Annotated in this window: 22 protein-coding genes; 9 read left to right on the forward strand and 13 right to left on the reverse strand. The window is 63.5% G+C overall.

Features of this window, described 5'->3' with window-relative positions; all coding sequences use genetic code 11:
* Nucleotides 1–20: 20 nt before the first annotated feature.
* Nucleotides 21–470 carry a DUF3576 domain-containing protein gene (locus AX724_RS12745; protein WP_066767072.1) on the reverse strand — a complete coding sequence of 150 codons (450 nt, stop codon included), beginning with the start codon at nucleotides 468–470 and terminating at the stop codon, nucleotides 21–23.
* Between the two features lie 231 nt (nucleotides 471–701).
* Between AX724_RS12745 and AX724_RS12750 the strand changes: the two genes are divergently transcribed.
* Complete coding sequence (locus AX724_RS12750; protein WP_066767074.1) at nucleotides 702–1,427, forward strand: hypothetical protein; 726 nt, start codon at nucleotides 702–704, stop codon at nucleotides 1,425–1,427.
* A 124-nt stretch (nucleotides 1,428–1,551) separates the two neighbouring features.
* On the opposite strand, the gene AX724_RS12755 is transcribed toward AX724_RS12750, so the two are convergent.
* Entirely contained in the window at nucleotides 1,552–2,487 is a 936-nt protein-coding gene (locus AX724_RS12755; RefSeq protein WP_066767075.1) for a 2-hydroxyacid dehydrogenase, read from the reverse strand.
* 3 nt (nucleotides 2,488–2,490) lie between these two features.
* Nucleotides 2,491–3,816 carry a cystathionine gamma-synthase family protein gene (locus AX724_RS12760; protein ID WP_066767076.1) on the reverse strand — a complete coding sequence of 442 codons (1,326 nt, stop codon included), beginning with the start codon at nucleotides 3,814–3,816 and terminating at the stop codon, nucleotides 2,491–2,493.
* A 176-nt stretch (nucleotides 3,817–3,992) separates the two neighbouring features.
* On the opposite strand from AX724_RS12760, the gene AX724_RS12765 reads away from it, so the two are divergent.
* Nucleotides 3,993–6,404, forward strand: coding sequence for a ligase-associated DNA damage response DEXH box helicase (locus AX724_RS12765; protein ID WP_066767116.1), 2,412 nt, complete (start codon nucleotides 3,993–3,995; stop codon nucleotides 6,402–6,404).
* Here AX724_RS12765 and AX724_RS12770 read toward each other — a convergent pair whose 3' ends face one another.
* The 4 genes from AX724_RS12770 to gyrB form a co-directional block, all read right to left on the reverse strand.
* On the reverse strand, nucleotides 6,405–7,142 hold the full coding sequence (locus tag AX724_RS12770) for a DJ-1/PfpI family protein (protein ID WP_066767118.1): 738 nt from the start codon (nucleotides 7,140–7,142) through the stop codon (nucleotides 6,405–6,407). It lies immediately after the preceding gene.
* 41 nt (nucleotides 7,143–7,183) lie between these two features.
* On the reverse strand, nucleotides 7,184–7,414 hold the full coding sequence (locus tag AX724_RS12775) for a hypothetical protein (RefSeq protein ID WP_197421576.1): 231 nt from the start codon (nucleotides 7,412–7,414) through the stop codon (nucleotides 7,184–7,186).
* Between the two features lie 296 nt (nucleotides 7,415–7,710).
* Nucleotides 7,711–8,271, reverse strand: coding sequence for a DNA-3-methyladenine glycosylase I (locus AX724_RS12780; protein WP_082733526.1), 561 nt, complete (start codon nucleotides 8,269–8,271; stop codon nucleotides 7,711–7,713).
* A 4-nt stretch (nucleotides 8,272–8,275) separates the two neighbouring features.
* Nucleotides 8,276–10,780, reverse strand: coding sequence for a DNA topoisomerase (ATP-hydrolyzing) subunit B (gene gyrB / locus AX724_RS12785; protein WP_066767120.1), 2,505 nt, complete (start codon nucleotides 10,778–10,780; stop codon nucleotides 8,276–8,278).
* An 87-nt stretch (nucleotides 10,781–10,867) separates the two neighbouring features.
* On the opposite strand from gyrB, the gene AX724_RS12790 reads away from it, so the two are divergent.
* Nucleotides 10,868–11,362, forward strand: coding sequence for a hypothetical protein (locus tag AX724_RS12790; RefSeq protein WP_066767079.1), 495 nt, complete (start codon nucleotides 10,868–10,870; stop codon nucleotides 11,360–11,362).
* 7 nt (nucleotides 11,363–11,369) lie between these two features.
* Here the strand turns inward: AX724_RS12790 and AX724_RS12795 are convergent, their stop codons facing one another.
* The gene (locus AX724_RS12795; protein ID WP_066767081.1) at nucleotides 11,370–12,560 is read right to left on the reverse strand and encodes a hypothetical protein; all 1,191 of its coding nucleotides are present in this window, start codon (nucleotides 12,558–12,560) and stop codon (nucleotides 11,370–11,372) included.
* 214 nt (nucleotides 12,561–12,774) lie between these two features.
* Here AX724_RS12795 and yczR point away from each other — a divergent pair, with 214 nt between their 5' ends.
* Nucleotides 12,775–14,238 carry a MocR-like transcription factor YczR gene (gene yczR, locus AX724_RS12800; protein ID WP_066767083.1) on the forward strand — a complete coding sequence of 488 codons (1,464 nt, stop codon included), beginning with the start codon at nucleotides 12,775–12,777 and terminating at the stop codon, nucleotides 14,236–14,238.
* Nucleotides 14,239–14,320: 82 nt separating this feature from the next.
* Here the strand turns inward: yczR and ppa are convergent, their stop codons facing one another.
* Entirely contained in the window at nucleotides 14,321–14,863 is a 543-nt protein-coding gene (gene ppa, locus AX724_RS12805) for an inorganic diphosphatase (RefSeq protein ID WP_066767088.1), read from the reverse strand.
* A 37-nt stretch (nucleotides 14,864–14,900) separates the two neighbouring features.
* Nucleotides 14,901–16,820 (reverse strand): M61 family metallopeptidase, encoded by a 1,920-nt coding sequence (locus AX724_RS12810; RefSeq protein WP_066767090.1) that lies wholly within the window; start codon nucleotides 16,818–16,820, stop codon nucleotides 14,901–14,903.
* A gap of 142 nt (nucleotides 16,821–16,962) precedes the next feature.
* Here AX724_RS12810 and hisS point away from each other — a divergent pair, with 142 nt between their 5' ends.
* From hisS to AX724_RS12830, 4 genes are all read left to right on the forward strand, one after another.
* The gene (hisS, locus tag AX724_RS12815) at nucleotides 16,963–18,309 is read left to right on the forward strand and encodes a histidine--tRNA ligase (protein WP_082733525.1); all 1,347 of its coding nucleotides are present in this window, start codon (nucleotides 16,963–16,965) and stop codon (nucleotides 18,307–18,309) included.
* Nucleotides 18,309–19,394 (forward strand): peptide chain release factor 1, encoded by a 1,086-nt coding sequence (gene prfA, locus AX724_RS12820; RefSeq protein WP_066767091.1) that lies wholly within the window; start codon nucleotides 18,309–18,311, stop codon nucleotides 19,392–19,394. Before hisS ends, prfA begins: the two co-directional genes overlap by 1 nt.
* A complete protein-coding gene (gene prmC, locus AX724_RS12825; RefSeq protein WP_066767093.1) occupies nucleotides 19,391–20,209 on the forward strand; it encodes a peptide chain release factor N(5)-glutamine methyltransferase in 819 nt (272 codons plus the stop codon). The genes prfA and prmC overlap by 4 nt, the downstream gene beginning before the upstream one ends.
* A 306-nt stretch (nucleotides 20,210–20,515) precedes the next feature.
* Nucleotides 20,516–21,307 (forward strand): DUF4167 domain-containing protein, encoded by a 792-nt coding sequence (locus tag AX724_RS12830; RefSeq protein ID WP_066767094.1) that lies wholly within the window; start codon nucleotides 20,516–20,518, stop codon nucleotides 21,305–21,307.
* A gap of 96 nt (nucleotides 21,308–21,403) precedes the next feature.
* Here AX724_RS12830 and AX724_RS12835 read toward each other — a convergent pair whose 3' ends face one another.
* Both AX724_RS12835 and AX724_RS12840 read right to left on the reverse strand, forming a co-directional pair.
* Entirely contained in the window at nucleotides 21,404–21,778 is a 375-nt protein-coding gene (locus AX724_RS12835) for an acyl-CoA thioesterase (protein WP_066767096.1), read from the reverse strand.
* Entirely contained in the window at nucleotides 21,771–22,070 is a 300-nt protein-coding gene (locus AX724_RS12840) for a hypothetical protein (protein ID WP_066767098.1), read from the reverse strand. The genes AX724_RS12835 and AX724_RS12840 overlap by 8 nt, the downstream gene beginning before the upstream one ends.
* A 75-nt stretch (nucleotides 22,071–22,145) precedes the next feature.
* On the opposite strand from AX724_RS12840, the gene AX724_RS12845 reads away from it, so the two are divergent.
* A complete protein-coding gene (locus tag AX724_RS12845; RefSeq protein ID WP_066767103.1) occupies nucleotides 22,146–22,574 on the forward strand; it encodes a CBS domain-containing protein in 429 nt (142 codons plus the stop codon).
* Between the two features lie 9 nt (nucleotides 22,575–22,583).
* Here the strand turns inward: AX724_RS12845 and AX724_RS12850 are convergent, their stop codons facing one another.
* A complete protein-coding gene (locus AX724_RS12850; protein WP_066767104.1) occupies nucleotides 22,584–24,071 on the reverse strand; it encodes a lipopolysaccharide biosynthesis protein in 1,488 nt (495 codons plus the stop codon).
* Nucleotides 24,072–24,363: the final 292 nt, after the last annotated feature.

Raw genomic sequence — 24,363 nt, forward strand, 5'->3', positions numbered from 1 at the left:
TGCTCCCGAACGGGGCAGGGTTAGCCAGCGATCGCCATGCGGCGCAGGTCCCGCGCCTTGGTGAGGATGATCTCCTCCAGCTTCTGCGTGGTGGCGGCCTTGACCGGCGCATCGACCCACTGCCCGCCCTGATTGACCTGCCGGCTCGCCGCGACGCGCACGGCGTCGGCGCGCAGATCCTGATCCAGGATGGACACGGTCAGCTTCATCCGTTCGCCCGGCGAGTTGGGATTAGCATACCAGTCGGTCACGATCACGCCGCCGTTCGAATCGGTTTGCACCATGGGCATGAAGGACAGGGTGTCGAGCGACGCGCGCCAGAGATAGGCGTTGACGCCGATGGTCGTGACCTTAGAGGCAGCGAGATCCGCCTTGGGACGGTCCTTGGCCCCGCCGCCGCAGGCTGCAAGGGGCAGGCTCGCGGCCAGCAGCAGGCCAGCGGAAAAGGGAGCGGAAAGGCGGCGGACCATCAGGCATGTCCTAGCTTGAAAAAGACGAAAAACTGCCCGCTTCTATAGTGGCCGTGCCGCGCGGGGCAAGGGGGACGGTGCATGGCCGTGATACAGGCGCCAGGCATCATGATCATCTTCTGTGTATTCGATGCAACAGCTCCGACAAAAAGGCGTTACGGCACTAGCCAGTGGCGTCTTTGTGGGTGTAGTGCGTCTTGAAATATATATCGGCGGGGACAGATTCGGGTCATGGGCATGCGTAGGGGACATTTGGCAGTGGCAGGCGCGGCGGTGGCCGTGGCCGGCTTCATGCTGTCTCCCGCTTTCGGTGCCGTGGCCGACATGGTCCACATGCGTGGCGATAGTCCGGTATCGCTGGGCGCGCTGGGCAGCATTTCCTCCTTTACGCCGACCATCAAGGATCCACGGCTGGCGGCGGCCTATGCGAAGATCGCAGCCAAGGCGAGCGGGCAGGGCTTCCGTTTCACGCCGACCAGCGGATCGCTCAGCGGTCAGCGGTCGATTACCGTCATGGTGCGCGCAAGCGACGATCGCGTCGCGGTGAACCGTACGATCGATCCGATCAATATCACGCCGGTCGCATTCAGCCTGAACGGGGCGCATAGCTGGCGCAAGTTCGCGCTGCCTGAAGCAGTGGGCCGCAAGGCTCTGGACCCTGTTCCGGTCGAAACGATGGTCGACGCCAAGAATTTCGCGCTGGAGGACGGCAAGAAGGACCGGTTCAGCACGAAGGTGCTGCTGGAGACCCGGCGTGAGCCGGCAGCGACGGTTCGCAATCCGTCAGCTGACAAGGATTATTCGCTGGATCTTGCCAGTTCCTACTCGCTCACTCGCAACCTGAACGTCACGGCCGGCGTACGCTACAACAATAGCGTGGCGGGTCGTTTGACACCGATGACGGATGAGCGGCAGGACAGCCAGGCCGTCTATCTGGGCACGATCTTCAAATTCTGATCCCGCTCGGCTTTGGCCAGCGCTTTCTGATGTCGCTTGATGAGCAATCGCGTCGATCCCGCGCGCCCGTCCTGCCCTCTCCGATCTGCGCCGCGACGGAAGCCACTAGCCGGCTTGGCGCGGTTCAAGCCATCTCCCGCACCAGCGAGGGCATTGGGGTGCCGGCGAAATGGCATGTCAGATTGCTCATCAGCGTCTCTGCCATACGCGCGACCGCTTCGTGCGTCGCCCCGCCGGTATGCGGCGTTAGCACTATATTGGGCACGTCGATCCAGCGCAGGGGGTCAGTAGGTTCGGGATCGAACACGTCCAGCGCCGCGCCACCGAGCCGGCCCGCCTTCAACGCGTCGACAAGCGCCATTTCATCCACCAGCTGACCGCGCGCGACATTGACCAGCAAGCCACTGGGACCGAGCGCCGCCATGATGTCCGCATCGATCATCCCGCGATTGCTTTGGTCGGCTCGCGCCGCGACCAGCAATATGTCGCTGTCGCGCGCCAGGGCGTCGAGCGCTGCGGCACGCGGCCAGGGGAGGCCCGGCTTGTCGCGCGGTCCCCACCAGGCGATCGACATCCTCATCGCCTGCGCGCGCTCGGCCACGGCGGCCCCGATCGCGCCCATGCCGACGATGCCCAAGCGCGCGCTGCCCATCGAATGGGTGCGGGTCTTCGCCTCGATCGTCCATTCGCCCGCCCGCAAATGCCTGTCGCCGCCCACGATCCAGCGGCGGTGGGCGATCATCAGACCGATGGCGTGATCGGCGACATCCTCCGCATTGGCATTGCCCGCATGCGCGACCGCGACGCCCCGCCGGCGGGCGAGATCGAGATCGACGCCATCATAGCCTACAGTGAAGCAGGCGATCAGCCCCAACCGGGGCATCGCATCCATCAGCGTCACCGGGAACGAAAATTCCCCTGCCCAAACGGCCGCATCGACTTTCGCAAGCGCGTCGGGCGCAGGCGATTCCCATAGCACTATGACGTCATAATTGGCCCGCAGCAGCGGCAACAGGGGCGCCAGCAGGGGCTGGCCCACCAGCAGCATCGGTCGGCCCATGGATCAGCCGATCTGCCGAAGCGCCTGGGCGAAGTCGGCGATCAGGTCGTCCGCATCCTCGCAGCCGATCGATATCCGCACCATATTGTCGCTGATCGCCAGCGCCTTCTTTCGCTCGGCCGGCACCGAGAGATGCGTCATCGCCGCGGGGTGACTGGCCAGCGTCTCCGTGCCGCCCAGGCTGACCGCCAGCTTGGCGATCTTGAGCGCGTCGAGGAAGGCGAAGGCTTCCGCTTCCCCGCCCTTCAGATAGAGAGAAAAGGTCGATCCCGCGCCGGTGCAATGGCGACGATAAATGTCCGCCTGCCGCGCCGTTTCCGGAAAGCCCAGATACACGACTTTCTCCACTTGTGGCTGCTCCTTCAGCCAGGCGCAGACCTTCGCGGCATTTTCGCCTGCCCGGCTCATGCGCAACTCCAATGTTTCGAGGCTGCGCAGCAGCATCCAGGCGCTGTGCGGGTCGAGGATGGTGCCGATGGTGTTGCGCATCAGGCGGATCGCGTTGATGAGCGCGTTGCTGCCCAGCACCCCGCCAGCGACCAGGTCGCTGTGGCCGCCCGCATATTTGGTGAGGCTGTAGATGACGAGATCCGCGCCATGAGCGATCGGCTTGTGCCACAGCGGCCCGAGGAACGTGTTGTCGATGGCGATTGGGGGAACAAGGTCTTCGCCGGCGAATAGCGAGTCGCGCTGCGCGACTACCGCCTCCAAGTCGACCAGGACGTTGGTCGGGTTGGCGGGGCTTTCGAGGTAAAGCAGCGCCACCCTGCCCAGCCCCTTCGCCTTTTCGATGACCGCGCCAATCTCTTTCTCAGTCGCCCCGGCCGGGAAATCGAGCCACTGAACGCCGAACTTGCCGAGGATGCGGCCAATCAGGGATTCGGTCGCGGCATAGAGTGGCGCGCTATGGACGATCACGTCGCCCGGCTGCACCAGCGCCAGCAATGTCGTTGCAATCGCTGACATGCCGCTGGAAAAGAGCAGCGCATCCTCCGCCTCTTCCCATACAGACAGGCGATCCTCGCAAATTTCCTGGTTGGGACCGTTGAATCGGGAATAGACGAGGCCCTCCGCACCGCCGGGACGGATGCCCGTCACGCCCTCGAAATGGCGCTTGCCAGCGGCAGCGCTGTCGAAGGCGAAGGTGGATGTCAGGAAGATCGGGGGCTTGAGCGATCCTTCGGATAGGGTCGGGTCATAGCCATGGCCCATCATCAGCGTCGCCGGCTTCAGGCGGCGTCCATCGATCTCCATGATCGGGGCCTTGGGACGGCGGCGGTTGCGGCTGGGTTCTGCGCCGGACAGGTCGGCTTCGGTTTCGCCGGTCATGCTCAAATCTCCTGCTTCGTACGGCGTCTGATGCGCCGTTCATCCTGATGCGAAGCATAAGCATGGAGTGCGGCAAGGGCCAGAGGAGTTTGAAATAAACTGTCGCCGTTGGGTATCTATATTTCGAGCATGACGAGGCGCTTTCCTGCCGGGCCGGTCGTTCTTACATGCTTCTCATGCCGTCTTCCCTTCCTCAGATCCTCGACCAGTGGTTCGCGTCGCGCGGGTGGCGGCCGCGTCGCCACCAGCTGGAGATGCTGGGGGCCGCCGATGCCGGTGCCCACGCCCTGCTCGTCGCTCCGACTGGTGCGGGCAAGACGCTCGCGGGATTTCTGCCGACGCTGTGCGACCTGATCCTGAATCCTGTTGATCGGCTGCACACGCTATATGTTTCGCCGCTGAAGGCGCTTGCCGTGGATGTCCAACGCAATCTGCTGACGCCGATCGCGGAGATGGACCTGCCGATCCGGGTAGAGACGCGCACAGGCGACACGCCATCCGACCGGAAGGCACGCCAGCGGGTGAAGCCGCCGCAAATCCTGCTGACGACGCCCGAGTCGCTGTCGCTGCTGCTCAGCTATCCCGATGCCGCCCTGCTGTTCGCGGACCTTAAGACGGTGATCGTGGATGAAGTCCATGCCTTTGCCACGCAGAAGCGCGGCGACCTGCTCAGCCTGTCCATGGCGCGCCTGCAGGCGATCAATCCCGGCCTGCGCCGTGTCGCCCTGTCCGCCACCGTCGCGGACGTGGACGCTTACCGCGCCTGGCTCGCGCCGGATGGCGACATCGACGCTGTAACGGCGGTGCTGGGGGAGGAAGGGGTCGATCCCAATGTTACCATATTGATCCCCGAAGGCCGGATCCCCTGGTCAGGCCATTCGGGCAAATATGCGGCAAATCAGGTAATGGCGGAAATTGCGGCGCGGCAGACGACGCTCGTCTTCTGCAATACGCGCGGCCTTGCGGAGTTGATCTTTCAGGAACTCTGGTCTGCCAACGAGGCGAACCTGCCCATCGCCATCCATCATGGCAGCCTGTCCATTGAAGCGCGGCGCAAGGTCGAATCGGCCATGGCGGCTGGCAAGCTGCGGGCCTTGGTGGCGACTGCTTCGCTCGATCTCGGGGTCGACTGGGGCAATGTCGATTGCGTCATCCAGATGGGGGCGCCCAAGGGCAGCTCCCGTTTGCTGCAGCGGATCGGGCGCGCCAATCACAGGCTGGACGAAGCGAGCGAGGCGATCCTGATCCCTGGCAACCGGTTCGAATATCTGGAGGCCCGTGCCGCTCTGGACGCGGTGGAGGCAGGGGAGCGGGACGCCGACGATTTCCGGGCGGGCAGCCTGGACGTGCTGGCCCAGCATGTGATGGGCCTCGCCTGCGCCGGTCCGTTCCGGGCGGAAGAATTGTTGGACGAAGTCCGATCCGCCACTCCCTACAGCGCTCTTGGTCGAGAAGCCTTCGATCATGTCCTCCATTTCATCGAGGGGGGCGGCTATGCCCTGCGCGCCTATGATCGCTTCAAGCGGCTGACGCATGATGCGGATGGCATGTGGCGCGTATCCCATCCGCGTTTCGTGCAGCAGCATCGCCTGAATGCCGGTATCATCGTCGATCAGCCCGCCCTGGCTGTGCGGTTCGCCAACGGCCGCAAGCTTGGCACGGTCGAAGAAGGGTTCGCCGCCCAACTGCGCGTCGGCGACAGCTTCTTCTTTTCCGGCATGGCGCTGGAGGTGGTTCGGATGGATACGACCGACCTTGTCGTGCGCGCCACGTCCAAGCAGGCGCGCATTCCGAGTTGGGGTGGCACCCGCATGGCGATGTCGACCCGGCTGGCCGACCGGGTGCGGCATTTTCTGGCGGAGCCGGAAGAATGGCCCCGTTTTCCGCCCGATGTGCGCGAGTGGCTGGAAATGCAGAAGCTGCGCTCTGCCCTGCCCGAGCCCGGACAGTTGCTGGTCGAGACTTTCCCGCACGAAGGCCGGCATTATCTGGTCTGTTACAGTTTCGAAGGCTGGAATGCGCATCAGTCGCTGGGGATGCTGCTCACTCGAAGAATGGAAAGCCAAGGGCTGATGCCGCTTGGCTTTGTATCCAATGACTATGCGCTGGCTGTGTATGGGATGAAACCGGTGCTCGATCCGCAGAGCCTGTTTTCCGCCGACATACTGGATCATGAATTTGTCGACTGGGTCGAACAGTCGAGCCTGTTGAAGCGCGCGTTCCGCGACGTGGCGGTGATTTCCGGCCTGATCGAGCGACAGCATCCCGGCAAGCGCAAGACAGGCCGGCAGGTTACGTTCTCGACCGACCTGATCTACGACGTGCTGCGCAAATATCAGCCCGATCATTTGCTGCTCAAGGCCGCCTGGGCGGACGCGCGTGCGCGCATGACCGATGTGGGGCGTCTTGGCGACCTCATTGACAGGGCGAGTCAGACGATGCTGCACGTCACGCTCGACCGGGTGAGCCCGCTCGCGGTGCCGGTGCTGATTCTGATCGGGCGCGAGCAGGTGGCGCAATCGGCGGCGGAAGATGCGCTGCTGATGGAGGCCGAGGCGCTGGTGGCGGAAGCGATGCGCGCGGACTGATTACTTGCCGAGGCCGTTCAACGCGGCGAAGGGATCGTCGCCGGCATCTTCATTCCAGCGATATTCGGCACGGTGCGCGACCCAATGCGCCATGTCCTTCCCGTAGAGTTTGGCGATCAGGGCGAGCGCCATGTCGGTCCCCGCCGACACGCCGGAGGAGGAGATATATTTGCCATCCTCGACCCACCGGGCGCGCGGCACCCAAAGCACCCGTGCGCCCTGCGACGTCGCCCATTTCCAGGCCATCTTGTTGCTGGTCGCCTTGACCCCGTCGATCAGGCCGGTCTTTGCAAGAACCCCCGACCCGGTGCAGATGGTCGCCACCTGCGGTGTCGCCTGCGCTATCGCACTGATCGAAGCCAGGAACTCGACATTGTTGACCTCGCGCCTTGTGCCGATGCCGCCCGGAATCATCACGATGTCGAGCTTGGGCGCATCGGCGAATCCGACATCGGCAATGGCGGCCGGCCCGGCACCACTCTTCACCGGACCCGCCCTTGGGCCGATCATGACGATCTCCACCCGGTCCTTGAGCATTCCGAACATTTCCAGTGGCCCGAACACGTCGAGCAGTTCGAAGCCGTCGAAAAGGACCATGCCGAGCGTCTTCTTCGGTCCGCTGGGCGGAACAGGCGGCTGCGTCGATATCTGCGCGGCGGCGGTTGCAGCCATCGACAAGCTAGGGACGATGGTGGCCGCAGCGATCAGCATGTCGCGACGGGTGGAATCGGCGGTCATGGCATCGTCCCTTTCTTCAGGCGGTCCGATCCGCATAACGATCAGCGGGGCTCTTCCCGCATGTCTTCACGAACGCCGCCGCATCCTTTCAATGTCCCCTCGCCAAAGGCGATCTGTACGCGATCGGACCAGATGGCATCGCTCATCCCGTCGCTACAGGGGCCTTGGGTCGCGGTGAGGGTGAAGCCGTCGCCGCGGTAGCGGATCGCCCGATCATTGCTCTCCTGCACGATCGCAAAGCGCAGGGGCGGATGGTCCGGCCGCTCGAGCATGGCCGTGGAATCCTGTATCGTCACGGCCCAAAAAGGCTCGGTGCCGATCGCACGATAACGCATTACCTTGCCTGCGCTTGTCCGCGTGTCAGCGGATGTTTCACGTGAAACCAAAGGCTTGGATGTCGGGCGAGGCGGCGCTTTTGGGTGAACGTCACGGGTCTCGCCACTATGGTCGATCGGCGGGACGACCCTGTCCGCCGGTGTTGCCTTTTCCGACCGATTGTTGTCGGCGGGCTGCTGCCCACTGCCGCAGGCACCCAGCAAAATGAGGCATGCCAGCGCGGACAGGTGCCTCACGCGCTCAGCGCCTCCCGCCGGAAGCAAGTGGAGGCGTGATCATTCACCAGCCCGACTGCCTGCATCCAGGCGAAGACGATGGTTGGGCCCACAAATTTGAACCCGCGCTTCTTCAGATCCTTGGAGACCACAACGGACAAAGGCGTCTGCGTTGCGACGGTTACTCCATCGCCCTGTAACGGAACGCCACCCACGAAGGACCAGATATAGGTGGAGAAATCCTCGCCAGCGTCCCGCATCGCGCAGAAAATGCGCGCGCCTGTAATCGTCGCCTCGATCTTCGCGCGTGCCCGCACGATGCCGGCATCGCCCATCAGCCGCTCGACATCGGCGGGACCGAAAGCGGCCACCCGGTCCGGATCGAAACCGGCGAAGGCGGCGCGAAAGCCCTCACGTTTGCGCAGGATGGTGATCCAGGCCAACCCCGCCTGGAATCCCTCCAGCATCAGCGTCTCCCAGAGCATGCGCGAATCGCGCTGGGGCACCCCCCATTCCTCGTCATGATAGGCGCAGTACAGCGGGTCGGTTCCGGCCCAGCCGCAACGGACCCGCTCCATCGCATCAGACATCCAGATTGGCGACGTTCAGGGCATTGTCCTGAATGAATTCGCGTCGCGATTCGACGACATCGCCCATGAGTTGCGAGAAGATTTCGTCGGCCACGTCCGCCTGCTCAACCTCGACCCGCAGCATGGAGCGATTATCGGGGTCCAGCGTGGTTTCCCAGAGCTGTTCGGCATTCATCTCGCCCAGACCCTTGTAGCGCTGGATCGCGAGGCCCTTGCGCCCGGCGGCAAGGATAGCATCCAGCAATGTGCTCGGGGAGATGACCGTCACGCCCTTCGTCGAGACGGGCAGTTCATCCTCGCCCGCTTCTTCCGCCGCGGCGGCCGCCTTGGCGGTGACGAGGCGGCTGGCGCTGCCATAGCTTCCCGCATCTTCGCCCGCGATGGTGTGCAGCTTGCGTGCCTCGGCCGATCCGATGAAGCCGCCCTCCACCACATGATGATCGGTGACGCCGCGCCACAGCCGCTCGAAATGGAAACCGCCCTCCTCGGCGATGCGTCCCGACCAGCGACCCTCGGCATCCCGCGTGTCCATCCAGGCTACGGTCGCGGCCAGACGCTCCGCCTGCGCGTCGTTCGACAGTTCGGGTTCCAGCGCGCCATTGAGGCTCAGCGCCTCGATGATTTGCGGATTGTAGCGGCGCGGGACATAGCGCATCACCGCCCGCATCCGCCGCGCATGCTCGATCAGCCCGCGCAGATCGTCGCCGCTGCGTGCACCGCCGCTGGTTTCCAGCACCATCGTATCGACGCCATTGTCCACCAGATATTGCTCGAGCGCCGCTTCGTTCTTGAGATAGACTTCGGACCGGCCACGCGTCGCCTTGTAGAGCGGCGGTTGCGCAATATACAGGTGCCCGGCTTCGATGATCTGCGGCATCTGGCGATAAAAGAAGGTCAGCAGCAGCGTGCGGATGTGCGCGCCATCCACGTCGGCGTCGGTCATGATGACGATCTTGTGGTAGCGCAGCTTTTCCAGGTTGAAATCGTCGCGGATGCCCGTGCCCATCGCCTGGATGAGCGTACCCACCTCCTTGGACGAGAGCATGCGGTCGAACCGCGCGCGCTCGACGTTCAGGATCTTCCCCTTGAGCGGCAGGATCGCCTGATTATGGCGATTACGGCCCTGCTTGGCGGAGCCTCCCGCCGAATCGCCCTCGACCAGGAAGAGTTCGGACTTGGCCGGATCGCGCTCCTGACAGTCGGCGAGCTTGCCGGGCAGCGAAGCGATATCCATCGCGCCCTTGCGCCGGGTCAGTTCGCGCGCCTTCTTGGCCGCCTCGCGCGCGGCCGCCGCGTCGATCACCTTCTGCACGATCATACGACCATGCGCCGGATTTTCCTCCAGCCACTCCGCCATCTTGTCGGCCATCAGGCTTTCCAGCGGCTGGCGCACTTCTGAGGAGACGAGCTTGTCCTTGGTCTGGGAAGAGAATTTGGGATCGGGCAGCTTGACCGAGACGATCGCGGTCAGCCCTTCACGCATATCCTCGCCGGTGAGGGACACCTTCTCTTTCTTGAGCGCGCCGGACTTCTCGGCATAATTGTTGAGCGTGCGGGTCAGCGCCGCGCGGAAGGCGGCCAGGTGCGTGCCGCCGTCCCGCTGCGGGATGTTGTTCGTGAAACACAGCACATTTTCATAATAGCTGTCGTTCCATTCCAGCGCGACGTCGATCGTCACATCGTCGCGCGTGCCCGCGATGGCGATCGGATCGGGCATCAACGCATTCTTGTTTCGGTCGAGATATTTGACGAAGGCCGCGATCCCGCCCTCGTAGAACAGCTCGACTTCCTTCTTTTCCTCATGTCGCGCATCGATCAGGAACAGCCGCACGCCGCTGTTGAGGAAGGCCAGTTCGCGATAGCGATGCTCCAGCTTGTCGAAGTCGTATTCGGTCTGGTTCTTGAAGGTGCCCCCATCGCCGGGCACCTTCTCGGTCGAGGCGAGGAAGGTGACGCGGGTGCCCTTCTTTCCTTCTGGCGCCTTGCCGATCACCTTCAGCGGCGCGACCGCGTCGCCATAGGCGAAGCGCATATAATGCTCCTCGCCGTCCCGCCAGATATTGAGGTCCAGCCATTCGGACAAGGCGTTGACCACCGACACGCCCACCCCATGCAGGCCGCCCGACACCTTGTAGGCATTGTCGTCCGATGTATTCTCGAACTTTCCGCCTGCGTGGAGCTGGGTCATGATGACCTCGGCGGCGGACACGCCCTCTTCCTTGTGGATCCCAGTCGGGATGCCGCGGCCATTATCTTCCACGCTCACCGATCCGTCAGGGTTGAGCGTGATGACGATCCGGTCGCAATGGCCGGCCAGCGCTTCATCGATCGCATTGTCGCTGACCTCGAACACCATATGGTGCAGGCCGCTGCCATCGTCGGTGTCGCCGATATACATGCCGGGCCGCTTGCGAACAGCGTCCAGTCCTTTCAGCACCTTGATGCTGTCGGCGCCATAATCATTGCTGTTGGGAGAGTTCACGGGTTCTTCGCTCATGGTCGAGCATATAGGGAAGGCGGCCGTGAAACTAAAGCGAAACATGGCGTCTTCCGCCCTTGCCCGCCCCCGTCTATCACTGCGATCATGCGCTTTGCCCCTGCCTTGATCCTGCCCATCCTCTTGCTTGCGCCGGGCTGTTCCCGCAGCAACGACATCTATGAGGAATTGCCAAACAGCTCGCTCGCCGGCGCGCCGCGTGATGAGGTGCCCGAAAGCCGCATGGATGCGCCTGTCTCCCGCCCCGTGACGATTGGTGAGGATGGCCCGCGACTGGACGCCTGCGGCGCGCTGGGGCAGATTACGCGCGTCGGTGGTCAAGGGCTTAGCCTGCGCAGCGCCCCTTTCGCGGACGCCAAGGAACTGGCCCGTCTCGAAGAAGGGCGGCGGACCTGGATCTGCACGCGCAGCCTCGACCAGAAATGGCTGGGTGTCGTGGTGCAGCCGGTGCCGAGAGTTGGTCCGACCGACGACGCGGCGGATTGCGGCGTGTCCACACCCGTGGATCGGAAGCAGCCTTATGCCGGTCCCTGCCCCAGCGGTTGGGTGTCGAGCGCCTATGTCCGGCTGATCGCCGGCTGACGGTCCTCTATTCGATACCGGTAAAGACCAGCTTCTGTATGCGCCGGCCTGTGTTCACTTCCGTGGCGTAGATATTGCCCTCGCTGTCGGTGTCGATGCTGTGGAGCCAGGTGAACTGCCCGGCCTGCCGTCCCACCCGGCCGATGGCACCAAGCACTTCATGCGTTTTGCGGCGGAGGATCCAGATCCGGCCGTTCATCATGTCGGCAACGTAGAGATAGGTCTGTTCGGGATCGGGCGAGAAGGCGATGTCGGTGACGGTGTGGGTGCCGCCGGTTTCTCCCGCGATCACGAGATCGCGTACGAACGTCAGGCTGCCATCCTTCCCCCGCTTGAACAGCTGCGCGCGATTGTTGTTGCGGTCGCAGACATAGAGATGGCCGTCCTTTGTTGGCACGACGCAATGGACGATGCTGTTGAAATGCGCAGCCTTTGGATCGGCTGCGCGGTTTGGATCGACGGCATGGCTCTGGTCGAAATCGCCCTGCAGAACGGGCCCGGCCGGCGGCTTGCCATAGGCGCCCCAGCGTCCCTTGTAAGCGCCTGTCTTTCCGTCGAAGACGATTACCCGGCGATTTACATAGCCGTCCGAAATCAGCACCATGCCATCCGAATGATTGACGTCCGACGGGTTGCCGAGCTGGTCGGTGGCGTCGTTGCCGCCGGTCATGTCCCGACGACCGAAGCTGCGGATATATGTGCCGTCCGCGCTATAGTTCATGACGACATGGTCGCCCTTGCCATTGCCGCCGAACCAGACTGTGCCGCCCTTGTCGACGAATACGCCATGCAGGCTGGCAGGCCATTGGTTGACGCCGTCGATGGTGGGCGCGCTGGCCGGGCCGCCCCAGCCGACAATATAGCGCCCCTCTTTGCTGAAACGTACCACCGGCGGCGCGGGCTTGCAGCAGACAGCGATCGCCGGATTCTGCGCAAGGCCAGTATCCGTGTTGGTGAGAGAATGAGGACGGTGCACGATCCAGACCGAATCGTCCGGCCCCACAGCCACGCCACTGACTTGCCCCAGCAGCAGGTCGCCGGGCATGGCCGGCCAGGCGGCATCGACCTTGAACCGCGGCATCTTCGTCCCAGCCGGCGCGATCTGCTCGAACGCCAGCGGTGCAAGCGCCGGCTGCGGCGGATCGGCCGCGACGGCGGATGTCGACAGGAACAAGGCGGCAGGCATGAGGGCGCGCATGCGGGATTCCCTATGAAAACTGGGAGACGGACAGGGGGATCATGCCCGACCGACAGCGACGGTCAATGCGCCTTCGCGCGCAATCCGCTTGCCTCGACGGTGCAGTGACGCGCGGCATGGAAGCGGATAATGCAGGTTCGGCAGAATTGGCCTTTTTTACCGAGGCCAATTCTGGCTAGATGGACGCCGCCTACAGTTATGCGGGAAGTCTGCCATGTCCACTTCGCTGTTGCGTCCCCCTTCCCTCCTTCGCCTGCTGGGCGCGTGGCGTGCGCTGGACAGCGCCGAGCCTGCCTATCGCCAGCTTGCCCAAGCGCTGCGGATGCTGGTGCTGGACGGGCGGATCGGCCTCAACGTGCGCCTGCCGGGCGAGCGCGAACTGGCAGCGGCGCTGGGCCTGTCCCGCACGACAGTGGCGGCCGCGTTCGACCGGCTGCGCGATGAGGGCTTTCTCGAAAGCCGGCAGGGGTCGGGCAGCGTCACGCGCTTGCCGACCGCACGCGCGGAAGCGGTGCCGGTCGAGTCGGAAAGCGCCCCTGGCGCCAATCTGCTCAACTGGACGCATGCCGCCCTTCCCGCCGCGCCGGGTGTGGCGCGCGCCTATGCGCATGCCGTGGAGGCCTTGCCGGCCTATCTTGGCGATCTTGGCTATGACGCGCTTGGCCTCAAGGTGCTGCGGTGCGCGATTGCGGGGCATTATGAAAGGCGCGGTTGCCCGACGTCCCCGGACCAGATCATGGTGACCAATGGTGCGCAGCAGGGGTTTTCCCTGCTGCTCAAGTGGTTGGCGGGACCGGGAGACCGGGCGGTGATCGATCATCCGACCTACCATAACGCCATCCAGGCACTGCAGCGCGCCCATGTGGTGCCGGTGCCGGTGGGGCTCCCCGACCATGGGTGGGACATCGACGCAATGGAAGCGGCGTTCCGTCAGACATCGCCTCGGTTCGCCTATGTGATCGCGGACTTCCACAACCCCACGGGGCGCAGCATGGACCCGGCTACGCGGCGCGCTTTGGTCGCTGCCGCGGCGCGCAGCCACACGCCGCTCATCATCGACGAAACGATGGTAGCGATTGGCCTGGATTTCGCGCCGCCGCCGCCCGTGGCGATCCACGATCCATCCGGGCGGCAAGTCATCACGCTGGGATCGGCCAGCAAGATTTTCTGGGGCGGGTTGCGGGTCGGATGGATCAGGGCCGATGCGCAAACGGTCGCGGCGTTGGGCCGCCTGCGCACGACGATGGACATGGCGAGCCCGGTGGTCGAGCAGATCGCGGCCGCGCAACTGATCGATGCCGATGTGGGCTTGGGCGAACGCGCCGATATATTGCGAAACCGGCGCGATCATCTGTTGCGGCTGATCGAACAACGGTTGCCGCAGTGGCGCGTGGAGTCCCCGTCAGGAGGTCTGTCGCTCTGGGCCGAACTGCCGCGCGGGGAAGCGACGGCACTCGCCGCGCTTGCGGAAAGCATGGGGGTACGGGTGGCGGCCGGTCCCCGTTTCGGGGTGGGCGGTGCGTTCGAACGCTTCTTGCGCCTGCCTTTCACACTGGACGAAGCGCAGCTCGAGGCGGGCGTGGACCGGCTGGTGGAGGCTGACGCCCGGCTGCATGCCCGGATGCCGCGCATGCGGGATTCGCTCGCCATGGCTTTGGAGGCGGATCGCCTGATCTAGCGCGCCGCCCTAAAAGCCATATGAACGGAAAGGCCGCGCGGATTGCTCCGCGCGGCCTTTCTTTGTCCGTCAGAAAAGCGGCTCAGCCGGCCTTCTTGCTTTCCTTGTAGCGATCGATCGCTTCCAGCGTGATGCGCTTGGCATCTTCGGCCCCGCCCCAGGTGCCGACGCGGACCCACTTCTTCTTCTCCAGATCCTTATAGTGGGTGAAGAAATGCTCGATCTGCTCCATCACGATGCCGGGCAGGTCGTCCTTTTCCGACACGTTGGAATAATAGGGGAAAACCGAGTCGGCCGGCACGCAGACCAGCTTCTCGTCGCCGCCCGCTTCATCCTCGAGATTGAGCACCGCGATCGGTCGCGCTGCCACGACGGCTCCAGGAATGAAGGGCGAGCGGGCGATGACCAGGGCGTCCAGCGGATCGCCGTCTGGCGACAGCGTATGCGGCACGAAGCCATAATTGGCCGGATAGCGCATCGGCGTGTGCAGGATGCGGTCCACGAACAGCGCGCCCGACGCCTTGTCGAACTCATATTTCACCGGCTCCCCGCCGGTCGGCACCTCTATGATGACATTGAGGCTGTTGGGCGGATCGTCGCCGACCGGGATCAGTTCGATATTCATGGGTAACGCCTTATCCTACCTGTTGGGTTACGGGTGATTATGTTCTCGGTTTCAGCAGCCGGTCCAGGCTGCCTTCACCCCCTCCTGTCTTTTCGAGGCGCGGATAGCGCAAGCCGCCCGAATAATCGAGCGTCAAAGTGCGAAAATACTTGTCCTGCTTTAGGATGATCTGGATCGGTGACTTTGCCTTGATCGCCGCTTTCCAGACGTCACCAGAAAACTCGTCGCCATTGACCGCGAGTATCTTGGCGCCGACCGTCAAACCCGCCTTGAATGCCGCGCTGTCCCAGATGACGCCGGTCACCTCGCCGTCATTCTTGACGATCGCGCCGATGCCGAAGCTCTGATCGACCATCTTGTTCGCGCCTTCCGACGCCTTGGTGATGCTGTTGGGCTCTTCTCCATAGACGAGATTGTAGCCGCCAAGGATGAAGCCTCCCTTGGGCGTTTCGCGCGTTGGCTGATCCACATATTTCTGGAAGAAGCCGGCCCAGTCATAAGGCGCGATGTCGTTGAGCGTCCGGATGACGTCGCCGCGATTATAGACGACCTGGCCCCAGTCGCCGGGCTTGATGCCGAAGAAGGCCTTGGCGAAATCGTCGAGTCCCTTCTTGCCGCGGGTCGCCTTCGCGATGATCGCGTCAGCCTCCAGCCAGATCATCAGCCCTTCATTATAATAGTCTTCCGACCGCTGCCAGCTGACCCAGCCCTTGGGTCGACGGGCCGAGATGATCGGATCGTGCGTGGTATCCTCCATCGGACGCCATTGGCGACCCACCGCCGTGTCGAGTTTCGCGGCGATCTGGGCATAGGCGTCCAGCGTTTCCTGCTTGGAGAAAAGGCCGGACCGCGCGCCCAGCACATAGCCCCAGAATTGCGTCTGTCCTTCATAGACCCAAAGCAGATTGTCCTGCATCGGCACGTTGAAGTCGGGCGTCCACAAAAGGTCGGGGCGGCGGAACTTGCCATCCCAGCTATGGGTAAATTCATGGGGCAGCAGGTTTCGGTCGAGCAGCGCCTCACCCGAATCCCATTTCTTGAAATAGCCCGGCTCGACCTGGTTCTCGGACGACCGGTGATGCTCCAGGCCGATACCGCCCATCTCGTCGGTGATGGCGAGCAGGAAGTCATAATGGTTGAAATGATAGGTACCGAACAGCGCACCAGCCTCGTCCACCAGCTTCCTGTGCTTGGCCATCTGCTCCGGCTTGAAGTCCAGTTCGTCAGCATCGTCCGCGACGATGTTCAGCGTGACGTCATGGCCAAGGTCCACCGGTTTGAAATAGCGGCCGGCAAAGACCGGCGAATCCTGCAGCGCTTCATAATCGATCGTTTCATAGGCAATGCTGTTGCCGTTCCGCGTACCGCGCAGCGCGGTCGCGGCCTGCCAGCCTGCCGGATAGGTAACGGTCGCCTGGATCGGGATCTGCCGGGTGTAGTAGCCCGCTGGGTAGAGCGAGACACTCTCCCACTGGATGTTCAGCATCTTTGGTGTCACCACGACGCGGCCCTGATTGCCTGCGGTCGCGGACAGGAACTGGAACTGCGCCACGACTTCGGTCGCGCCCTGCGGCACATCGATCTGAAAGGCAAAGACGTTGAGCGGATCGCGCTTCCATGCGACGGGCTGGCCATTGGCGGTGAAGGTAATGCCGGTCAGCTTCTCGATCTGCCCGCGCGGGGCATGGTTGCCAGGCAGCCATTCGGGCATGCGCAGCGTCATCAGCCCGGCCTGGGCCACCGGGATGGTTTCCTTGATACGGAAAATGCGCTGGGTGGTGTCGCTCGCGTCGACCTCCAGCCGGATCGTACCGCCGGGATAGGCTATGTCCTTTGGTTCAGCTTTACCGCTGTCCACCGGCAGCGCTGTGGGCTTCGAACGGATGGTCTCCTGCGCCAGGAGCGGGCTGGCAATCGCTGTGGAAAGGCAGAATGCGGCAGCAAGGCTGCGGATCATGGATGTCTCCAGAAAAGATGAGAAGGCCGGACGGCCTCATTGTCCCTAGCATGGCCTGCCCGTCCGTTGCCGTCCACCCCTGTTCCACGGTCGCAAAAAGCGCGTTTCCTTGGGCCGCATTTACGGTTAAAGGCGCTGCCCCATGGCGAAAACAGAAACGCCGCGTCCAGTACGCGGCACGCAGGACATGCTGGGCGGCACAGCCGAGGCGTTTCAGGAGCGGTTCGCGCATGTCGTCGCGACCTTCGACCGGGTGCGCCGTCTTTACGGCTTCCAGCGAGTCGAAGTGCCGGTGTTCGAGCAGACCGCTGTTTTCGCCCGGTCGCTGGGCGAAAGCACGGATGTCGTCTCGAAGGAGATGTATACGTTCCAGGATCGCGGCGGCGATTCCATCACGCTGCGGCCGGAGTTCACCGCTGGCATCAGCCGCGCCTATATTACCGAAGGATGGCAGCAATATGCGCCGCTGAAGGTGGCGACCCATGGCCCCCTGTTCCGCTACGAGCGCCCGCAAAAGGGCCGCTTCCGCCAGTTCCACCAGCTTGACGCCGAAATCATCGGCGCGGCCGAGCCGGGCGCGGACGTGGAGCTGCTGGTCATGGGCGACCAGCTACTGCGCGAATTGAAGATCGAGGGGGTAACCCTAACCCTCAATACGCTGGGCGACGCCGCCAGCCGCGAAGCCTGGCGCGCCGCGCTGATCGCGCATTTCGAGGCGCATCGCGACCAGCTTTCGGAGGAAAGCGTAGAGCGCCTCGCCAAGAATCCGTTGCGCATCCTCGACAGCAAGGACCCGCGCGACCGGCCGGTGGCGGACAGCGCGCCGGATATAGACGCTTATCTAACCGAGGAAGCGCGCGGCTTCTTCGAGAAGGTGACCAGCGGGCTCGACGCGGCCGGTGTCGCCTATGAACGCAACCCGCGCCTGGTGCGCGGCCTCGACTATTATCGCCACACGGCCTTCGAGTTCGTGACGGATCGCCTCGGCGCACAAGGCACGGTGCTGGGCGGCGGCCGCTATGACGGGCTGATCGAGAATCTGGGTGGTCCGAGCACGCCGGCGGTCGGCTGGGCGGCGGGGATCGAGCGGTTGGCGATGCTGGTGGATATGCCGGATATCGAGCGCCCAGATGTTTCCATTATTCCCGAAAATACGGCCGCTGAACATTATGCGACAGAGATTGTCGCCAAACTCCGCCGCGCGGGGGTTAAAGTAGACATGGCCTTTCGGGGTGCCGCGAAAAGAAGGTTTGAATTAGCATCCAAGGCTAGGTCTAAAAGCCGCATTATCGTGACCGGTGAACGGCAGCTTGGGGACGGCGGAAGGAATGTCGGCATTTCGATCAGGGCAAGCCATGATCATGAAGCCGGTGACGAAATGGTGCTCAAACTTCTACAAGCGTTGAAAGCTGACTTCACCATCGACAGCCATATGTTGGCTCCGCTGGGGAGTCAGTTTGATGCTGTGATCCGGCTATCCGCCGACTAATGCACATCTCCGCCGAACGCATCGCGCAGATCGAGGCGCGCCGGGATGAGGTGCAGGCGTCGATGACGCGCGCCGATCTGCCCGCCGATGCGTTCGTCAAACTCTCCAAGGAATATGCCGAGATCGAGCCGGTCGCCGCCGCCGCGCGCGAATTGCGTCGTTTGCGGCAGGAACTGGCCGCGCTGGAAACCATGACCGGAGGCGAAGAGGCCGATCCGCTGATGCGGGAAATGGCGCAGGAGGAGATGCAGCTGCTGAAAAGCCAGCTCCCCGCCGCAGAGCGCGCGCTGGCATTGCAGCTCCTGCCCCGCGACGCCGCCGACGCCCGTCCCGCCATGCTGGAAATCCGCGCCGGCACCGGCGGCGATGAGGCCGCGCTGTTCGCCGGCGACCTGTTTCGGATGTATCAGCGCTATGCCGATACGCAGGGGTGGAAGATGGAGATGATCTCCGCCAACGCCTCCGAACAGGGCGGCTTCAAGGAAGTGGTCGCCAGTATCAACGGCGCGGGCGTGTTCGCCAGGCTGAAGTTCGAAAGCGGCGTCCACCGCGTCCAACGGGTGCCCGTGACCGAAAGCGGCGGACGCATCCACACCAGCGCAGCGACCGTGGCCGTCCTGCCCGAACCGGAGGAGGTGGATGTCCAGATCGCTGACTCCGATCTGAAGATCGACATCTATCGTGCGTCGGGTGCCGGCGGACAGCACGTCAACACGACCGATTCCGCGGTGCGGATCACGCACCTGCCTAGCGGCATCGTCGTGACGCAGCAGGACGAACGGTCGCAGCACAAGAACAAGGCCAAGGCGATGCAGGTGCTGCGCGCGCGCCTTTACGAGGCCGAGCGGGAACGCACCCATAGCGAACAGGCCGGCGCGCGCAAGGCGATGGTGGGGTCGGGCGACCGGTCGGAACGCATCCGCACCTATAATTTCCCGCAAGGGCGCGTGACCGACCACCGCATCAACCTGACGCTGCACCGGCTTCCGGAGATATTGGAAGGCCCCGGCCTCGCGGAGGTCATAGACGCCTTGATTGCGGAGGATGAAGCCGCGCGGTTGGCGCAGTTGGACGGGGCGGGGTGACCCTTACCCACGCGCTTCGCGCAGCGACCGTCCAGCTCGCGGCTTCCAGCGATACGCCCCGGCTCGACGCTGAACTGCTGATGGCGCACGCCCTTGGCCTGTCCCGGTCGGACATGCTGCTGCGCCAGCGCGATCTGACGGTCCCTCGGGATTTTGCAGCCTTGCTTGGCCGTCGCAAGGCAGGCGAACCCGTCGCCCATATCACCGGCATCCGCCATTTCTGGACGATCAGCCTGGCAGTGACGCCCGACGTGCTGATCCCCCGGCCCGACAGCGAAACGCTGATCGAGGCGGCGGTGGATCATTTTGCGAGCCGTGCGCCATCGACCATTCTGGACCTTGGCACCGGGTCGGGCGCGCTGTTGCTGGCGGCGCTCGATCAATGGCCGCGGGCGCTGGGCGTTGGCATCGATGCGTCCCAGGCCGCCTTGGGAATCGCGCAGGAAAATGCGCGTCTCCTGGGCGTGGACGATCGCGCAATATTCCGGCTGGGCGACTGGGCCGAGGGAGTGGACGGTCCGTTCGATCTCCTGCTCGTCAACCCGCCCTATATCGGCCTCGACGAACCCTTGTCGGGTGACGTGCTCCATGATCCCGCCGCAGCCTTGTTCGCCGGCGTGGACGGGCTGGACGATTACCGCCGGATCGCGCCCGCGCTGCCCCGCCTGATCGGTCCGGGCGGCATGGCCGCGATCGAGATCGGCTATCGACAGGCGGACAGCGTTTGCACGCTCATTCGGCCCCATGGGCTGCACGTTCGGGTCAGGCGCGATCTAGCCGGACACGACCGTTGCCTCATTGTGACGCGCGATTGACATGGATTTGCGCCTGTCCGGGCGAAAATGGCTTGGTTTATGCCGTAAAAGGCACTACATCAGCGTCAGGGGCGGCTCCATCTTGTGACATGGCCTGTTAGGCCATTGATACAAAAAGTCGTTTCCCCGCTCCTGAAAGTCATGACGGCGCTCGCTGCGCAAGCGCCGCTGGCAGCTGGGGTGATGATCCGGGCAGGATCATGCCCGGCGGAGCCGTATACGGCCTGAAGGACAGGCTGTACTTGGAGATGGCGACTGAACAGTGTTGTCAGTGAAATTTGACACAGCGAACGCAAGGATCATGTCTTGATCAACAACCGGCAGGCCGGCCGCCGCAATCGCGGCCGGAATAATAATGGTCGCCCCAACGGCAACAATCGGGGCGGCGGCGACAACGGCAACCGGATCGACAACCGCGCACGCGGCAATGCGGCCCAGCTTCTTGAGAAATACAAGAATATGGCGCGTGACGCGCAGATGGCGGGCGATCGGGTGAACGCCGAATATTATCTGCAGTTCGCTGACCATTATTTTCGCGTACTGGCCGACAATCGCGCCCGTCAGGAAGAGCAGCAGCAGCGCTTCCGACCGCGCGAAGACAGTTTCGACGAAGATGGCGACGATTTCGACGGCGCGGATGAAGGCATGGAAGATTTCCGTGGCGAGCAGCCGGCCTACGACCGCGCGCCCCGCCATCAGGAGCGCCGGCCAGAAGAAGGGCGCGACAATCGCGACGGGAATCGCAACAATCGCCGCGATCGCAATCGCCGCGACCGCTTCTCGCCACAGGAAGATGGCGGTTCGCAGCCCGAGATAGGCTTTGAAGGTCCGGCCGGCACGCCAGCGGACTCGCTATCCGCTGCCCAGGCGGTAGAAGCGCCGGCCGCGGACACGCCGGAGCAGGCTGTCGAGGCTGTCCGTCCCCGCCGCGGCCGACCGCGCAAGGCAGCCGCGCCTGCGGAATCGGCGGAAAGCTTTGACGCGGCGGTCCTCCCGCCCTCGATTGCCCGTAACGAAGACGCGGCGACGGAGGAAGGGGACGCGCCTCGCAAGCGCGTTCGCCGCCCCCGCGCCACCACCGCCGAAGCGGCCGAATAAGGCCACTGCAGCGAATCAGGAAGGGGACGGCGTCCATGGCGCCGTCCCCTTCCTTGCGTCTGCTTAAGTAATAGGCATTGACCGTATCCGCGCGCCTTACTCCGGCAGCGCGCGGGGGCGATGATTGGCGTCCAGCGCGACGAAGGTGTATACGCCGCTGGTGACATTCACCTCGGTCTGCGCGATGCCGCGCGTTGCCACCACATCGATGTGAATGGCCAGCGACGTTCGCCCGCGCCGTCTTTCCCGTGCGTAGACCGAAACGACGTCGCCCAGCAGGATAGGGCTGATGAACTTCATTCCCTCGATCGCCACGGTGGCGACGGGGCCTTGCGCTATCCGGGCCGCCATGATGCCACCGGCAATGTCCATCTGGCTGAGCACCCAACCGCCAAAAATATGCCCGTTGGCGTTAATGTCCCTCGGGCCTGGCACGACCCGCAATGCTGGTTCGCCTCGTTGCTCAGTCATCCAATGGCACCTCGTCCTTCAATCTATCCATCACTTGTTCGTCATGGCCCGTCCCGCTCGACAGGAATGCGAGCGCCATCAGGGCCGTTCCAAGCATGAAGGTCAGCCAGACACCCAGAACGGTTGCAATCACCATGTGTATGGGCAACTGACCGACGCGCCAATACAAGAACAGCAGGGCCAGTCCCACGCAAAGCGTGGCGCCCCCCGCCATCCATGCCATGATTCGCCGGAACCGTTTCCAAGCGGTCGCGGCGATCTGGGGATCGTCCAGGGCCTGTCTGCGCGTCATCTCTTTTCATTGGGCCGCGAAAGTGGGATCATCAAGCCCTGACAGGAGCCTTTGTGGCAACATAGGAGAGCAGCCATGACAATCGCGGCGATATTGCAACGTAAGGGAAGCGACGTCATTCAGGTTGGGCCGTCCGACAGCGTGCTTTTCGCCGTGCAGTTGCTGGCCGATCGCAAGATCGGCTGCGTCCCGGTGGTGAAGGATGGACAGGTGGTCGGTATCTTCTCCGAACGGGACCTGGTGCACCTGGTCGCTCGGGACGGTGCTGCGGCGCTGGATCACGATGTGGGAGAGATCATGACCGCGCCGGCGATCACCATCGATGATCGGACACCGGTGCTGAATGGCCTGTCTTTGATGACAAAGCGCCGCATCCGCCACTTGCCCGTGGTGATCGATGGCGCGCTCGTCGGCATGGTTTCCATCGGGGATCTGGTCAAATTCCGAATCGACAGTATCGAATCGGAGGCCGCGGCGCTGCGCGATTATATTCAGACCGCCTGATCGGTTGGATTATCCCGCCTGAACGGGCGGAGTCCGCCGGACGACCAGCGCCACCAGTTCTTTCAGCGTTTCGCCCGCCAACAGGGATACCGCGCCCAGGAAGGCCAGTCCGCCGGCGGGAACCAATATGCCCAGTCTGGCAGGCGCGGGCAGGGGAGGCAGCATCGAGTCCACCGCCATGACAATGGCCGCCATGACGATGGCGCAGCCAAGCCCCGGCGCGGCGGCGCGCACGACATCCGCGATGCGCAATCCCATGGGCCTGCCGGCCATGATGGCGGTGATCGCGGTCAGCACGGGAAACGCTGCCAGCCATGCCCATGCCAGCCCGATCGCGCCCCCCTGATGTATCCCGATCAGAAAGGCGAGGGGCATCAGTACCGCCCCGGCCGCGGCGATTCGCGCGGTCGTGCCCGGTCGCCCCAATGCATTGCTGACCGGCGCGAACATCACTTGCAGCGTCATGAACGGCATCGCCAGCGCCAGAATCGACACGAAAGGCGCCATGTCCAGCCATTTGCGCCCGAACAATGTCTCTACCAGCGGCTCCGCGGTCACGGCCATTCCTAGGTAAATCGGGCATGTCAGCAGCAGCAGCAGCTTCACCGCCTTGCAGAAGGACCATGCGACGCGGCTGAGATCTTTTTGCATCCGCGCATAGGCGGGAAAGGCGACATCGTTGAGCGGCGGCACGAACTTGCTGACGAAAATCTGCGTGAGGAACAGCGCTTCGGCATAGAGGCCGAGTATATGCGGCTTCAGCATACGGCCGCCGATAAAGATGTCGGCCTGGCTCTGGACAATCCAGAACAACTGACCGCCCAGCAGGGACGCGCCATAGGCGACCATGGCGCCCGTTCCGCGGAAGTCGAAGGTCGGAATAGGGCGGAAACCTGTCGCGATGACATAACCCGCCGCCTTGATCCAGAAGCCTGCGATCGGCGCGAACACGAGAGTCCACACACCCCAGCCCGACAAGGCGCCCACCAGCGCCGTGGCTGCCGACGTGATCGCCGCGATCAGGTTGACGATGGCAGGCCGCTTGAAATCGAGCGCGCGTCCCATGATCGCCTCGGGAACGGAGATGAAAGGTGTCGACAGATAAAGCAGCGCCTGCACCCGCAGCAAATCCGCCACCATGGGCTGGTCGTAATAATCGGCGGCCAAGGGCGCGATCAGCAGTTGCGTCAGCGCCAGTCCGCCGTTTAGCAGCAGCATGATGGTGAAGGCCTGGCGCAGCCTGTGGGTTTCGACCGTGGCGGACTGAACCAGCGCGCTGACCAAGCCATATCCATTAAGGAAGGTGGCGAAGTTCAGGATCACCTGAGTCATCGCGAACAGACCGTAATCGGCCGGATCGAGCAGGCGAATGACGGCCAACGTCACCACCCAACTCACCATCTGCGAGACGATCTGACTCCCGGAACGCCAGAAGATGGCGCTGCGTATGCGGGAGCCGAACCCTGCATCTTCGGCGTCGGCATCCTGCAGGGTCATCCGCGCGGCTTTCCATAAGGGCAATGAATCATGGGGGAGGATGTAGCGCGGAACTTCCGAAAAATTTCTGAAATAAAATTGCAAAAAGGGTTTGACGGGTCGGATTGCCGTCCATATATGCCCCCTCACCGGACGGGACGAGGCCTTCAGCGGCATCGAACGGCTGGTCGCCAACAGGAACGGGACGAAACTCCCTCGAAAGAATTTTCGAGGGAGGCTAGCTGTCCTCCTAAAGGTGCTGGTTCTTTGACATTGTTGAGAGATGAAGGGACATGTGGGCGGCGGCTCGTGT

The organism is Sphingobium sp. CCH11-B1, assembly GCF_001556865.1.
GTDB lineage: Bacteria > Pseudomonadota > Alphaproteobacteria > Sphingomonadales > Sphingomonadaceae > Sphingobium.

What these genes read in the sequence shown, in the direction of transcription:
- AX724_RS12770 (WP_066767118.1), bottom strand. Translation starts at nt 7,142, where the DNA reads ATGACCGCCGATTCCACCCGTCGCGACATGCTGATCGCTGCGGCCACC.
- AX724_RS12775 (WP_197421576.1), bottom strand. Translation starts at nt 7,414, where the DNA reads ATGCTCGAGCGGCCGGACCATCCGCCCCTGCGCTTTGCGATCGTGCAG.
- AX724_RS12835 (WP_066767096.1), bottom strand. Translation starts at nt 21,778, where the DNA reads ATGACTGAGCAACGAGGCGAACCAGCATTGCGGGTCGTGCCAGGCCCG.
- AX724_RS12790 (WP_066767079.1), top strand. Translation starts at nt 10,868, where the DNA reads ATGCGCTTTGCCCCTGCCTTGATCCTGCCCATCCTCTTGCTTGCGCCG.
- AX724_RS12795 (WP_066767081.1), bottom strand. Translation starts at nt 12,560, where the DNA reads ATGCGCGCCCTCATGCCTGCCGCCTTGTTCCTGTCGACATCCGCCGTC.
- gyrB (WP_066767120.1), bottom strand. Translation starts at nt 10,780, where the DNA reads ATGAGCGAAGAACCCGTGAACTCTCCCAACAGCAATGATTATGGCGCC.
- AX724_RS12840 (WP_066767098.1), bottom strand. Translation starts at nt 22,070, where the DNA reads ATGACGCGCAGACAGGCCCTGGACGATCCCCAGATCGCCGCGACCGCT.
- AX724_RS12845 (WP_066767103.1), top strand. Translation starts at nt 22,146, where the DNA reads ATGACAATCGCGGCGATATTGCAACGTAAGGGAAGCGACGTCATTCAG.
- yczR (WP_066767083.1), top strand. Translation starts at nt 12,775, where the DNA reads ATGTCCACTTCGCTGTTGCGTCCCCCTTCCCTCCTTCGCCTGCTGGGC.
- hisS (WP_082733525.1), top strand. Translation starts at nt 16,963, where the DNA reads ATGGCGAAAACAGAAACGCCGCGTCCAGTACGCGGCACGCAGGACATG.
- prfA (WP_066767091.1), top strand. Translation starts at nt 18,309, where the DNA reads ATGCACATCTCCGCCGAACGCATCGCGCAGATCGAGGCGCGCCGGGAT.
- AX724_RS12850 (WP_066767104.1), bottom strand. Translation starts at nt 24,071, where the DNA reads ATGACCCTGCAGGATGCCGACGCCGAAGATGCAGGGTTCGGCTCCCGC.
- AX724_RS12765 (WP_066767116.1), top strand. Translation starts at nt 3,993, where the DNA reads ATGCCGTCTTCCCTTCCTCAGATCCTCGACCAGTGGTTCGCGTCGCGC.
- AX724_RS12810 (WP_066767090.1), bottom strand. Translation starts at nt 16,820, where the DNA reads ATGATCCGCAGCCTTGCTGCCGCATTCTGCCTTTCCACAGCGATTGCC.
- AX724_RS12745 (WP_066767072.1), bottom strand. Translation starts at nt 470, where the DNA reads ATGGTCCGCCGCCTTTCCGCTCCCTTTTCCGCTGGCCTGCTGCTGGCC.
- ppa (WP_066767088.1), bottom strand. Translation starts at nt 14,863, where the DNA reads ATGAATATCGAACTGATCCCGGTCGGCGACGATCCGCCCAACAGCCTC.
- AX724_RS12755 (WP_066767075.1), bottom strand. Translation starts at nt 2,487, where the DNA reads ATGGGCCGACCGATGCTGCTGGTGGGCCAGCCCCTGCTGGCGCCCCTG.
- AX724_RS12750 (WP_066767074.1), top strand. Translation starts at nt 702, where the DNA reads ATGGGCATGCGTAGGGGACATTTGGCAGTGGCAGGCGCGGCGGTGGCC.
- AX724_RS12760 (WP_066767076.1), bottom strand. Translation starts at nt 3,816, where the DNA reads ATGACCGGCGAAACCGAAGCCGACCTGTCCGGCGCAGAACCCAGCCGC.
- AX724_RS12780 (WP_082733526.1), bottom strand. Translation starts at nt 8,271, where the DNA reads ATGGAGCGGGTCCGTTGCGGCTGGGCCGGAACCGACCCGCTGTACTGC.